The 12,405-nt window shown below is 72.4% G+C and carries 12 protein-coding genes and 1 pseudogene; 5 read left to right on the plus strand and 8 right to left on the minus strand.

Annotation, left to right across the window (positions count from 1 at the left end; all coding sequences use genetic code 11):
- The first annotated feature begins 219 nt into the window (after nucleotides 1–219).
- Both FLX08_RS34790 and FLX08_RS34795 read left to right on the plus strand, forming a co-directional pair.
- Nucleotides 220–963, plus strand: coding sequence for a dienelactone hydrolase family protein (locus FLX08_RS34790; RefSeq protein WP_142624515.1), 744 nt, complete (start codon nucleotides 220–222; stop codon nucleotides 961–963).
- Between the two features lie 11 nt (nucleotides 964–974).
- Nucleotides 975–1,280 carry a DUF6295 family protein gene (locus FLX08_RS34795; protein WP_142624516.1) on the plus strand — a complete coding sequence of 102 codons (306 nt, stop codon included), beginning with the start codon at nucleotides 975–977 and terminating at the stop codon, nucleotides 1,278–1,280.
- Between the two features lie 76 nt (nucleotides 1,281–1,356).
- Here FLX08_RS34795 and FLX08_RS34800 read toward each other — a convergent pair whose 3' ends face one another.
- The 6 genes and pseudogenes from FLX08_RS34800 to FLX08_RS40975 form a co-directional block, all read right to left on the minus strand.
- A complete protein-coding gene (locus FLX08_RS34800; protein WP_142624517.1) occupies nucleotides 1,357–2,106 on the minus strand; it encodes a GNAT family N-acetyltransferase in 750 nt (249 codons plus the stop codon).
- A gap of 657 nt (nucleotides 2,107–2,763) precedes the next feature.
- Nucleotides 2,764–3,234, minus strand: a complete 471-nt coding sequence (locus FLX08_RS34805) for an SPW repeat protein (protein WP_142624518.1) — start codon at nucleotides 3,232–3,234, stop codon at nucleotides 2,764–2,766.
- Nucleotides 3,235–3,454: 220 nt separating this feature from the next.
- Nucleotides 3,455–3,752: pseudogene (locus tag FLX08_RS42620) on the minus strand (trehalase-like domain-containing protein); the annotation flags it as partial.
- Between the two features lie 57 nt (nucleotides 3,753–3,809).
- Nucleotides 3,810–5,156, minus strand: a complete 1,347-nt coding sequence (locus FLX08_RS34815; protein WP_244313113.1) for a D-arabinono-1,4-lactone oxidase — start codon at nucleotides 5,154–5,156, stop codon at nucleotides 3,810–3,812.
- Nucleotides 5,157–5,274: 118 nt separating this feature from the next.
- Nucleotides 5,275–6,015: a peroxiredoxin gene (locus tag FLX08_RS34820; protein WP_142624521.1), complete on the minus strand. Its 741-nt coding sequence runs from the start codon at nucleotides 6,013–6,015 to the stop codon at nucleotides 5,275–5,277.
- An 18-nt stretch (nucleotides 6,016–6,033) separates the two neighbouring features.
- Entirely contained in the window at nucleotides 6,034–6,186 is a 153-nt protein-coding gene (locus tag FLX08_RS40975; protein ID WP_167530690.1) for a hypothetical protein, read from the minus strand.
- A 114-nt stretch (nucleotides 6,187–6,300) separates the two neighbouring features.
- Here FLX08_RS40975 and FLX08_RS34825 point away from each other — a divergent pair, with 114 nt between their 5' ends.
- Both FLX08_RS34825 and FLX08_RS41690 read left to right on the plus strand, forming a co-directional pair.
- Nucleotides 6,301–6,792 carry a class I SAM-dependent methyltransferase gene (locus tag FLX08_RS34825; RefSeq protein WP_208761856.1) on the plus strand — a complete coding sequence of 164 codons (492 nt, stop codon included), beginning with the start codon at nucleotides 6,301–6,303 and terminating at the stop codon, nucleotides 6,790–6,792.
- Complete coding sequence (locus FLX08_RS41690) at nucleotides 6,777–6,935, plus strand: hypothetical protein (RefSeq protein WP_208761857.1); 159 nt, start codon at nucleotides 6,777–6,779, stop codon at nucleotides 6,933–6,935. Before FLX08_RS34825 ends, FLX08_RS41690 begins: the two co-directional genes overlap by 16 nt.
- A gap of 36 nt (nucleotides 6,936–6,971) precedes the next feature.
- On the opposite strand, the gene FLX08_RS34830 is transcribed toward FLX08_RS41690, so the two are convergent.
- The gene (locus FLX08_RS34830; RefSeq protein WP_142624522.1) at nucleotides 6,972–8,231 is read right to left on the minus strand and encodes an MFS transporter; all 1,260 of its coding nucleotides are present in this window, start codon (nucleotides 8,229–8,231) and stop codon (nucleotides 6,972–6,974) included.
- Between the two features lie 375 nt (nucleotides 8,232–8,606).
- On the minus strand, nucleotides 8,607–9,650 hold the full coding sequence (locus tag FLX08_RS34835) for a LacI family DNA-binding transcriptional regulator (RefSeq protein ID WP_142624523.1): 1,044 nt from the start codon (nucleotides 9,648–9,650) through the stop codon (nucleotides 8,607–8,609).
- Between the two features lie 323 nt (nucleotides 9,651–9,973).
- On the opposite strand from FLX08_RS34835, the gene FLX08_RS34840 reads away from it, so the two are divergent.
- Nucleotides 9,974–12,331, plus strand: coding sequence for a beta-xylosidase/alpha-l-arabinosidase (locus FLX08_RS34840; protein WP_142624524.1), 2,358 nt, complete (start codon nucleotides 9,974–9,976; stop codon nucleotides 12,329–12,331).
- Nucleotides 12,332–12,405 lie beyond the last annotated feature (74 nt).

The following is a 12,405-nucleotide window of genomic DNA, read 5'->3' on the forward strand; positions in this document are numbered from 1 at the left end:
GCCTCCGATACACCCGATGTCTCAGCCCGTCGAGAGTGCCACAATCGCCATCTTGACGTAAAGACCGAACCCTTCCGCCGCAACCACGATGACCGGCGAGATTGCATTCATCGGACCACTCCTGGCGGCGAACTTAATTAGCTCAGCTAACTACTAAGGTGGGGTCCCTGCACCGCCATCTCACGGCAGCGGTGCGACCAGAGGGGGAAGGAAATCTCAATGACGCACGCGATGTGGGCCGGCACGGTCGCCGTGACCGGGCACGAAGGCGCCGAACTCGAAGCGTACGCGGCCCGGCCACTCGACTCCGGTCCCCACGGCGGGGTCGTGGTGATCCACCACATGCCCGGCTATGACGAGGCCACCAAGGAGATCGTCCGGAAGTTCGCCGCGCACGGCTACGCGGCGGTCTGCCCCAACCTGTACTCGCGGGAGGGCGCCGGTGTCAGCCCCGACGACCAGGCCGCCGCGGCCCGGGCCAAGGGCGGCGTCCCGGACGAGCAGCTCGTCGGCGACGTCGCGGGCGCCGCGGCCTACCTCAAGGGCCTGGAACACGCCAACGGCAAGGTCGGCGTCATCGGCTACTGCTCCGGCGGGCGGCAGACGTTCCTGGCCGCCTGCTCGCTCCAGATCGACGCGGCCGTCGACTGCTACGGAGCCTTCGTGGTCACCCCGCCGCCCGCCGAATTCTCGCTGAAGGCCGCCCCGCTGATCTCCCTGGCCGGCAAGCTGTCCTGCCCGCTGCTCGGGCTCTTCGGCGCGGACGACACGCACCCCTCGCCGGAGGAGGTGGGGGTGCTCTCCGCCGAGCTGGACAAACTCGGCAAGGAACACAAGTTCCAGATCTTCCCCGACGCCGGCCACGGTTTCTTCGCCACCGATCGGTCCTCGTACCGGCCCGCCGCGGCAGTGGAGGGCTGGAAGAAGGTCTTCGGTTTCTTCGGCCGCCACCTCACCGCCTGAGGAGAACAGAAATGTGCACCTATCTCACCGAGAAGTTCCGGATCGATGGCGCCGCCAAGGGCGCGTCGGGCTGGTTCACGGTCACCGACGGCATGGTCTACGTCGACCACCCCTACCACGCGACCCAGGAACACACGGTGAACATCGACCTCGCCAACCCGTCGGAGGGCCCGTCGGCCCGGGTCGCGATCGAGCTCACCGAGGAGGGGGCGCTCGCCCTCGTGGAGGCCATCCACAAGGCCCTGGCCGCGGCGCCGCCCGGGCTCGCGTCGGCCGCCCGCCGATCCGCTTCCGCCTCCGCTTCCGCTTCCGCCTGATCCTGCCCCGCCCGCCGGCCGTGCGGCTCCCGTTGCGAGAGAGCGGGAGCCGCAGACGGCCGGCGGACGGCGTGCGTCAGGCTTCGAGCGACATGTAGAGGCGGGTGCCGGCCGGCCGGAAGCCCACGCGTTCGTAGACCCGGCGCGAACCATCACCGCCGTACTCCAGCCACACTGACCGTGCTCCCCTGGCGAGCGTCGTCTCGGCGAGTGTGGCGGTGACCGCGGCGGCGATGCCCCGCCCGCGGAAATCGGGACGGGTGCCGACTCCGGCGAGCTCCGACGTCTCCACGGCCGGGGCGGAACACATGGCCGCTCCGGCGCAGCCCCCGCCGGCCGCCCGGACGAACCGGACCGCGCCCCCGCTCTCCTCCGTACGGCGCAGCCGGGCCGCGCCCTCCGGCGACGCGGCGAACTCGCCGCCGAACGCCTCCGACAGGGCGGCGTCGATCGCCGCGTAGTCCTCGTCCGTTGACGGCGTCTCCACCGGGAAGGCGGCCGGCGGCATCGTCAGCGTTTCCGGAACGCAGACGAGGTATTCGTGCATCGCCTCGACGGTGAACCCGGCCTCCTCAAGAGCCTGCTGCACGGCGGGCGCGGCGTCCGGCGCGAACTCGAGACGGGGCTTGAGCCTGCGCTCGCGGAACGCGCCGATCAGCGCCGCGACGTCGCGCGCACCCGGCCGGGCGGCGGGCAGGGGTGTCGCGTAGTTGATGTACGGACTGGTGGTGCCGGGATCCACGCCGAGAACGAACCCCCCGATTTCGGCGGCTTCGGGACGGCGGCGCAGGTTGGCCACGGCGAAATTCTGGACATCGATGCCCACGGTGATATCGACCTCACGAATGACAAAGTGGAGCGGTTCGCTCGCCGCGCGGAGCGCAGGGGTGAACGCGCACAACAGGGATAGGTGCGCTGGGCACCGTCACGTGGGGCCGCCGTAAACGGAGGGCAGGGGACCGGTGACGCGGGAGGCGTATCGGTCAGCGCCGCCGGCGGCCGCTGCGGGACGCCGAGAACATAGGCTTCGTTCCTTCTGTGAATGCATGGTGAAGCGCGCTCACCTTTCCACGCACGTCCGCGGGCGCGCAAATCGTTTGTTTCCGGCCAGCCGGCCGGCTCAGCGCGTCGCGGGGGGCGAGCAGGTCGGTCAGCTCCTCGTCCAGCAGCGCGGTCTCGACGGGCGACAGCGCGGGCGGCCCGGCGCAGCGTCTCGCCGGTCAGCACGGCGGACAGAACGGCGGGCAGAACGGCAACTGCCGGTGCCCGTCGGCACGGGGGAACTGATCGTGATCAGCAGGTGCTGCTGGGGCGGCGAGGAACGCGCAACGCCACCGCCCGCCGCCGGCATCCGGCGGCGGGCGGTGAACTCCGCGCGGCCCCGCCCGGCGGGCCGGTCTCAGCCCGCCGGCGTTCGTCTCGGTCCGGATAACGCCGGGCCCTGTCGTACGCTCCCGCCCGCACGACCTCGCGGCCGCGGCGGCTACCACTGGCCTCCCGGTGTGCCTGCCTCCCGTGGCGTGCCTCCCTGCTCGTGCTGCCGGTAGTTGGCGGCGAACGCCAGCGCGCCGAGGCCGAACAGGAAGATGATCGCCCCGGTGACCACGTTGTCCCAGATCGTCGCCGTGGTCGCCGGCCGGCCGCTGATCACCCACGGAGCGATGATCGTCCAGACGCCGAGCACCGGCACCACCCAGCTCACGCCGTACGTGCGGCCGAAGGCGGACGCGCAGCACATCGCGAGTGCGGCGACCGTCAGCCCGACGATCAGGTTGTTGATCGCCAGACCGCCGAAACCGCTGAAGCCCACGATCCACGGCGAGATGGCGAGGTAAATCCCGGCGAGGAACGTCACTCCATCCATGATCTGAGCCGGAACGGTCGATCCCGCGCGGTCGTACGCCTGGCGCAGTTCCGTCGCGTCCGGGCGGTGTGCCAGACCTGGTCGCACCATGTCACGTCACCTCTTCTCCCAGACGGGCCGGGCCGAAGACCCGGACCCCTCGCTTGCATCATGCAACGCCGCAGGTGGTGAAGGGGAGGTCGCGAGATGCGCGGGAAACAGATGGACGACATCTGTCACTGCGATGTCCCCGGCGCGGCGAGTGCCCGGGCCGTGTTCACGATGGAGACGTGGCCGTACGCGGCGTCCCGCGGAGGCGGGAGTCGTGGATGAGCTCGACGGGCGACTGAAGCCAGGCGGCGTCGGGGCCGGCGACGACGGCCATCTCCCCCTCGCGATACCGCGCCCAGGGGATCACGGCGCCGTAGTCGAAGCGCAGCAGCAGTTCCGTGCGCATCGCCGCCCGCCGGGGCCGGCAGCCACCGGCCCGCCGGGCGGCCGCCCAGGAGTGCCGCGAAGCAGGCTCCGGAGCCGAAGCGTGGCAGGCACAGCCAGTCCACGGAGCCGTCGCGGCCGACCAGGGCGGCCGTGTGCATGTCACCGATGAGCGCGTAGTCCTCGATGCGCATCGTCTTCCCCCGCGACTCCCGGGGACCTACCTGGTCACGAGGGGGCGAACCGGGCGATCAGCCGAGGACGTACCGCTCGACGAACTCGTTGGCGAAGACGCCGCGAGGGTCGTAGTGCCGCGCCAGCGCCGCGAACTCGTCCAGGCGCTCGTAGCGGGTGCGCAGGACGTCGGCGGGGAGGGTGAACACCTTCCCCCAGTGGGGCCGCGCGCCGAACGGCGCCAGGCACTCCTCGATCGCGGTGAGCACGGGCGTCACGGCGGCGGTGTCCTTGATCCACGTGAAGTGGAAGGCCACGGTGTCACGGCCCTGGCTCGGGCTCAGCCACAGGTCGTCGCCGGCGATCGTGCGGATCTCGGAGATCTGCAGGACCGGGGCGATGCGGTCGCGGATCGCGTCGAGGGCGCGGAACGCCGCGGCCGCGTGCCGGCGGGGCACCATGTACTCCGCCTGGAGCTCCTCGCCGCTGCTGGGCGTGAAGTCGGGCCGGAAGTGCGGCAGGCGCTCGAACCAGGGGCCGGGGACGCCCATCTGGGCGGTGCAGTGCACCGCCGACATGCCGGGCACGGGGTGCCTCGGGCCGTCGGCGGGCGTCGCCCCGAAGAAGCCGCCGCCCGGCTCGCCCCCGTGGAAGCCCTCACCGGCCGTTGCCCCTTCCAGGCCGCCCGCGGCCGCGTCTCCCGCGAGCCCGCTCACCGCCGCCGCCTCGGCGCGGTCCGCGCCGGCCGCGCCGGCCCGTTCCTTGACCCAGACCTGGTTGATCCGCGAGGTGCGCCAGTCGGTGAACAGGCTGACGCTGTACGCGGCGGACATGACGGCGTCGAACCGCTCGTCCAGCACCTCGGCCGGCAGGCCCTCGAACACCCGCTGGCGGACGTCGAACGACGGCACGACGTCGAGCGTCATGGCCACGACGACGCCGAGGGCGCCCAGCGCGACGACGGCACCGGCGAACCGGTCGCCGTCCGCGTCGCGGCTCAGCGTGACGAGGTCGCCGTCCGCGGTCACCATCTCGATCGCACGTACGGAGGTGGCCAGGCCGCCGTTGGCGTCGCCCGAGCCGTGGGTGCCGGTCGCGCAGGAGCCCGCGACCGAGATGTGCGGCAGCGACGCGAGGTTGGGCAGGGCGTAGCCCTTGTCGTGCAGACGGCGGCCCAGCTCGCCATACCGGACGCTCGCGGCGACCCGCACCGTGGACGACCCGCCGTCGATCTCGATCTCCGGCGGCAGCGCGTCGAGCGAGATCAGCGCGCCCGGGGAGTCGGCGATGTGGTTGAAGGAGTGTCCGCTGCCCAGCACGCGGGCCTTCTCGCTGCGCGCCACCAGGGCGCGCACCTCCTCGACCGAGGAGGGCCGCTCGACCTCCGCGGCCCGGAAGGTGATGTTGCCCGCCCAGTTTGTCACCAATTGAGTCACAAGGGAGTTCTACCGGAACATCACGCTCAGGTGCTCCCCCGCGTGCGGTTCACCTTCCCGGCGGCGGGCCGGCGCCTCCGCTCCGCGCCTCCGCTCGCGCCTGCGGTCAGGCGCCGCGGCCGGGGAGGCTGGCGAGATACCAGTCGACGAGCTTGAGCCGCTCGTCGGCCAGTCTGGCCTCCACCTCGGCCTGGGTCTTCGGCGCGCCCAGCAGCACGTCGTCGCCCGGACGCCAGTTGGCCGGGCAGGAGACGCCGTCGCGGTCGGACGTCTGCAGCGCGTCCACGAGCCTGAGGATCTCGGGGATCATCCGCCCCGCGTTCATCGGGTAGTAGAGGATCGCGCGGACGACCGACTGCGGGTCGATCACGAACACCGCGCGGACCGCCGCCGTCGTCGACATGTTCGGGTGGAGCATGCCGTACGCCCGGGACACCCGCGTGTCGAGGTCGGCGATGACCGGGAAGGGGATCTTCACGCCGAGCTTCTCCTCTATCGACCGCGTCCAGGCGAGGTGGCTGTACACGGAGTCGACGGAGTTCGCGAGCAGGGCGACGTCGCGGGCGGCGAACGCGTCGGCCAGCTCGGCGAACGCGACGAACTCCGTGGTGCACACCGGGGTGAAGTCGGCCGGATGGCTGAACAGCACCAGCCACCGCCCGGCGTAGTCGGCGAGCCGGACCGGCCCGTGGGTGCTCTCGGCCTCGAAGTCCGGCGCCCTGTCGCCGATGAGCGGCAGCCTCGCGGGCTCCGCCCCGGGTCCCGCCGAGGGCGCGGCTGAAGGTGTCGCCGCGGGTGCCGCCGGCGGTGTTGCCGCGGGCACCCCAGAGGTCACGGCAGAGGTCATGGTCGCTTCCTTTCCGCGTCACGCCGCCAGAGCGGGGCCGCCGCGAATGCCGCCGCGTTTGACGCACGGCGGGGCGGCCGGCGCTCTCCTCGTGTCGCCCGCCTCGTGGCCCGGCGCGTCCCCCAGCTCGCCGGCCGCGTCGTCACCCGCGTCGTCAACCGCGTCGTCCATGGGGCCCGTACCCGCGAAGACCGGCCGCGACCACGACCGTTTCGCCCCGATTCGGTAATGCCGCAGGCCACGAGCGCCGGGCGGGAATGAACGAGGCACGAACAGGGGGACGCCATGCCGACGACCGAGGTCAGCCATCCGCTCTTCGCCCGCTTCTACACGTGGTTCAGTCATGTGCTCGACCGGCACGGCATTATCGGGCAGCGCGCGGCGCTGGTGTCGGGGCTGTCGGGCCGGGTGATCGAGGTCGGCGCGGGCAACGGGCTCAACTTCATCCACTATCCGCCGTCCGTCGCCGGAGTGCTGGCCGTCGAGCCCGAACCACGGCTGCGGGCGACCGCCCGTCAGGCGGCCCGTGGCGCGCGGGCGCGGATCGAGGTCGTCGGCGGCCTGGCCGAGCGGCTCCCGGCGGCCGACGGGGAGTTCGACGCGGCGGTGGTGTCGTTCGTGCTGTGCTCGCTGCCCGATCCCGTCGCCGGGCTGCGGGAGATCCGCCGCGTGCTGGCCCCGGCGGGCGGCTGCGGTTCCTCGAACACGTCCGCGCCTGGTCCACGGGCTGGGCCAGGGCGCAGGACCTGCTCGACGCGACCGTGTGGCCGCGACTGACCGGCGGCTGCCACACGGGCCGCGACAGCGTGACGGCCGTCGAGGCGGCGGGCTTCACCGTCGAGGCGCTGGAGCGCTTCGTCTTCCCCGGCCGCGCCTGCAGTCCCATCTCCTTCTGCGTACGCGGCGAGGCCCGGCCCTGAACGGCATCACCGGGACTCACCGGGGCTCAGCGGGGCTCAGCGGGTGTCCGTGCGGCTCGCCAGGGCGTCGTACCGGCGGAAGGCGGCCACGCCGAAACCGGTCACCAGGACCAGCAGGGCGCACATCAGACCGCCGCCCGCCCACGAGGGCACCAGCCCGAAGGCGTCGGCGGTGGCGCCCGCCCGCAGGTCGCCCAGCCGGGGCCCGCCCGCGACGACGACCATGAACACCCCCTGCAGGCGTCCGCGCATCTCGTCGGGCGCGTAGGTCTGCAGGATCGTCTGCCGCCAGACGGCGGAGGCGAGGTCGGTCGCGCCGCCGATCGCCAGCAGCGCCACGACCAGCCACAACGGCTGGGCCAGCGCCGCGGCGGCCACCGTCACGCCCCACAGGGCGATCACGAGCGTGAGCGCCACCCCCTGGCGGCGTACGCGGCCGACCCAGCCGGAGAAGACGCCGGCGACGACCGCGCCGATGGCGATGCTCGCCGACAGCCAGCCGAACGCCACCGCGGACCCGCCGAAGCGCTCGGCCGCCATCTCCGGGAACAGCGCCCTCGGCATCGCGAACGCCATCGCGATGATGTCCACCACGAACGACATGAACACGACGGGCTTGCTCACCACGTACTTGAGCCCGTCGACCACCGAGCGCAGGCCCGGCCGGGAGATCTCGCCGACGGGCGTCAGCGTCGGCAGCCGTACGGCGGCGTAGAAGCCGGCGCCGAACAGGATCGCGTCGATGAGGTACGCGGTGGCGTAGCCGCCCTTGGCGAGCACCACCCCCGCCAGCAGCGGCCCGACCACCGTGCCGATGCTGCTGACCAGGAAGTTGAGGGTGTTGGCCGCGGGGACCCGCTCGGTGGGCACGATGCGGGGAATGATCGCCCCGCGCGTGGCCGAGGTGACGGCGAAGCCGATCGACTGCAGGGCGATGACGGCGAGGATGAGATAGACGCTGCCGATTCCCGACCAGGCGTGCAGCAGCAGGGCGACGGTGGACAGCCATGCCACCACCGAGCCGGCCAGCAGGAGCCGCCGGCGGTCCATCGCGTCGGCGACCGCGCCGCCCCACAGGCCGAAGACGACCAGCGGGACGAGGCTCACCGGCCCGAGCAGGCCGACCCACAGGGACGACCCCGTGATGCTGTACACCTGCCCGCTCACGGCCACCGAGGTGAGCTGGAAGCCGATGAAGGAGACGCCCTGCCCCACCAGCAACCGCCGGTACGCGGTGATGCTCAGGGGCCTCGTGTCGAGGGCGACACGCTTCAGAACTGCCTGTACCCCCGCCACCCTCTACCTCGCCGATCTGGGCATATGAAACATTTTGCGTACTTTACCCCGATCACGTACGGCGACCGTGACCGGAGCCCAGGAAAGGAGCAGGCCGGAAACCTCCCCCGCACGGGTCGCCGTCGGCAGCGGAACGGCGGCACGGCGTCCGTGGAACATGCGGGCGCCCCTCCAAAAGCTTTCGGTAAAATTCCGAATGTTTCTGCCCCGAAGGGGCCCCTCGCGGCGAGCCGCCCGCCCGGTGTCGTACTCCGCGCGACGCCCGTACAGGACGGCGAACCCGGCCGGCGCGACCGCCCCCGCGCGCCACGCTCCGGCGAAGAGGCTCCAACACCGAAATTTCTGTCTGTGTTCCGAAACTTCAGGTGACTAATGTCACGCCACGAGCGGAGCGGTGCTGCCGCGCACGACGAGGCCCGTGGTGAGTTCGATGCGGTTCTGCGCCGGGGACTCGCCCCGGGCGATGGCGACGACCATGGCCGTGGCTGCGGCGGCCATCTCGGTCAGCGGCTGGCGCACCGTGGTCAGCGCGGGAATGAGCCACTGCGCCATCGGCAGGTCGTCGAAGCCGACCACGCTCAGCTCGTCGGGGATGCGCAGCCCCATCTCGTGGGCCGCCTGGTAGACGCCCATGGCCTGCGCGTCGTTGAAGGCGAAGACGGCGGTCGGGGGCCGGGGCATCGCGAGCAGGGAGCGGGCGTGCGCCAGGCCGTCCTCCGCGCTGAAGTCGCCCTGCCGGACCAGCTCCGGGTCCGTCGGCACGCCCGCGGCGTCCATGGCGGCGCGGAACCCGTCGAGCCGCGCGCGGCTGGAGAGGGCGTGGGCGGGGCCGGTGATGAGCGCGATGCGCCGATGTCCCAGCTCAAGCAGGTGACGCGCGGCCGACAGGCCGCCGCTCCAGTTGCCCGCGCCGACCGAGGGCACCTCGTGCCCGGGGTCACCGGTGGGATCGACCAGCACCACGGGGATGTCCCGGGTCCTGAGCTGCTCGTGCTCGGCCCGGGTGAGGCCGGAGAAGACCACGATCACGCCGTGGGGACGGCGGCCGATCACCCCCTCGATCCAGCCCGTGGCGGGAGGCTGGTGGTCCTGCAGCTCGGAGACGACGACCGCGAGGCCGTGCTCGCGCGCCACGTGCTCGACGCCCTTGATGACCTCCATCGCGTACGCGCCCTCCAGCTCGTTGAAGACCAGCTCGATGAGCGGAGCCGTGGTGGGGCGCTTCTTCTGCCGGCGATACCCGTGCTCGCGGATCAGGCCCTCGACCAGGGCCCGGGTCTCCGGGGCGACCTCCGACCTGCCGTTGACGACTTTGGAGACGGTCGCGGGCGACACCCCCGCCAGCTCGGCGATCTGGGCGATGGTCAGCGGCCGGGAGGGGGTGCGGTCGGGCGGTGTCGGCTCCCTGGTCGTCGTCATGGCCGCAGTGTAGCCCGAACTTTCGGACATCCAGCCGAATGTTTCGGATGTCTCATTGCCTGATCCTTGACGGCCTCCAGCGCACCGGCCTAGAGTCCACATAAACTATCGGTCCTTATTCGGAAACTTTCGGACCGCAGTTCAGACGACAGCTTGGATCAGCCGACAGCTCGGATCAGCAGGGGGCGCTCGATGCGGTTGCTCGCGTACCGCCGTCTGCCGCCGCTGCGACGCGGGGACGGCCGGGCCGATCGTCACCTGGGTCCCGTACGGCGTCTTCCGGGGCCGAGGCCCACGCGATGGATCGACAAACAAGGGATGTCATGACATTCGTAGACGCGCCGGGGCTCGCGCCCTGGCGGGACGGCGACCGGCCTCTCGACGAGCGCGTGGAGGCGCTGCTGGCCGAGATGACGCTGGAGGAGAAGGTCGCCCAGCTCGGATCGGTGTGGGTCGACATCTCACCCGCCGACTCGGAGGCGGCGGGTGGCAACGTCGCACCGCTGCAGGACCTGTTCATGAAGGACGGCGCGGACCTCGCCGACCGGATGCGCGACGGGGTCGGCCACCTGACCCGCGTGTACGGCACCGCGCCGGTGAGCCCGGCGGAGGGGGCGGCCGGGCTGCGCAAGCTGCAGGAGCAGGTGATCGCGGCCAACCGGTTCGGCATCCCCGCCATCGCGCACGAGGAGTGCCTGACCGGGTTCGCCACCTACGGCGCGACCGCCTATCCCACCCCGCTGGCCTGGGCCGCGACCTTCGACCCCGGGCTGGTGGAGCGCATGGCCCGGGCCATCGGCGACGACCTGCGCGCCGTCGGCGTCCACCAGGGCCTGTCGCCGGTCGTCGACGTGGTGCGCGACTACCGCTGGGGGCGGGTCGAGGAGACGCTCGGCGAGGACCCCTACCTGGTGGGACAGCTCGGCGCGGCCTACGTGCGCGGCCTGGAGAACGCCGGGATCGTCGCGACGCTCAAGCACTTCGCCGGATACGGCGCCTCCCGGGCCGGCCGCAACCACGCCCCGGTCAGCATCGGCCCCCGCGAGATGGCCGACGTCATCCTCCCGCCGTTCGAGACGGCCATCCGCGAGGGCGGCGCCCGCTCGATCATGAACTCCTACACCGACATCGACGGCGTGCCGGTCGCCGCCAACACCGCCCTGCTGCGCGGGGTGCTGCGCGACCAGTGGGGTTTCGACGGCACGGTCGTGGCCGACTACTGGGCGGTGCCGTTCCTCGCCATGAACCACCACGTCGCCACCGACGAGGCGCACGCCGGTGCGATCGCGCTGCGCGCGGGCATCGACGTCGAGCTGCCCGACACGGTCGGCTACGGCTCGCGCCTGGTCGAGCAGGTGCGGACCGGCAACGTGGAGGAGGCCCTGGTCGACGAGGCCGTACGCCGGGTGCTGCGGCAGAAGATCGAGCTCGGCCTGCTCGACGACGGCCCCCTCGTGCCGGAGGACGCCGGCGAGGTCGACCTGGACAGCCCTCGCAACCGCGACCTGGCCCGCACGGTGGCCGAACGCTCCGTCGTGCTGCTGAGCAACCCCACCGGCGTGCTGCCGCTGGCCTCCGGGACGACCGCCCGCATCGCCGTCATCGGCCCGTGCGCCGACGACCCGCAGACCCTGCTCGGCTGCTACGCCTTCCCCAACCACGTTCTCGGCCGCTTCCCGGACCACGGGATGGGCCTGCCCATCGCCCCCGTCCTCGACCTCCTGCGGGCCGAGTTCCCCGACGCCGGCCTGGACTTCGCCCGGGGCGCCGACGTGTCGGGCGACGACACCTCGGGCATCGCCGAGGCCGCCGCCCTGGCCGGGCGGTCCGACCTCGCCCTGCTGTTCGTCGGCGACCGGGCCGGGCTGTTCGGCAACGGCACCTCGGGCGAGGGCTGCGACGCCGCCCACCTCGCCCTGCCCGGCGTCCAGCCGGAGCTGGTCGAGGCGGTCCTGGCCACCGGCACGCCGACCGTGCTCGTCGTGGTGTCCGGCCGCCCGTACGCGATCGGCGCCTACGCCGGCCGCGCCGCCGCCACGGTCCAGGCGTTCCTGCCGGGCGTGGAGGGTGGCGCGGCGATCGCGGGGGTGCTGAGCGGCCGGGTCGAGCCCACGGGCCGCCTGCCCGTCCAGATCCCCGGCTCGCCCTTCGTCAACCCCTCCACCTATCTGCAGCCGCCTCTGGGACTGCACAGCGAGGGAATCTCCGCGTCCGACCCCACCCCGGCCTTCCCTTTCGGCCACGGGCTGTCGTACACCACGGTCACCTACGACGGGCTGACGACCTCGACGGAGCGGTGCCCCACGGACGGCACGGTCGAGGCGCGGGTGACCGTCACCAACACCGGCTCCAGGCCGGCGGAGGAGGTCGTGCAGCTGTACGCCTCCGACCCGGTGGCGCAGGTGGCCCGTCCCGTCGCGCAGCTGGTCGGCTTCGCCCGGGTGCCGCTCGGGCCCGGGCAGACCCGTGAGGTGGTCTTCGAGATCCCCACCGACGCCTTCTCCTACACCGATCCCGGCCTGCGCAGGATCGTCGAGCCGGGCGTCATCGCGCTCACCGCCGGCCCGTCCGCCGCCGACCGTCCGCTGCGGACCGACATCCTGCTGACCGGCGACACCGTCGTGCTCGGCGGGGCCCGGCGGCTCACCACGCACGCGCGGATGCCGGAACCGGCCTCCTGACCGTGACACGCGCGCGGCGGGCGGCAGGGCCGCCCGCCGCCGCGCCGTCACGTCCGGCAGTCCCACTGCCGGGA

The sequence above is a fragment of the Microbispora hainanensis genome (assembly GCF_006874475.1).
Taxonomy (GTDB): domain Bacteria; phylum Actinomycetota; class Actinomycetes; order Streptosporangiales; family Streptosporangiaceae; genus Microbispora; species Microbispora hainanensis.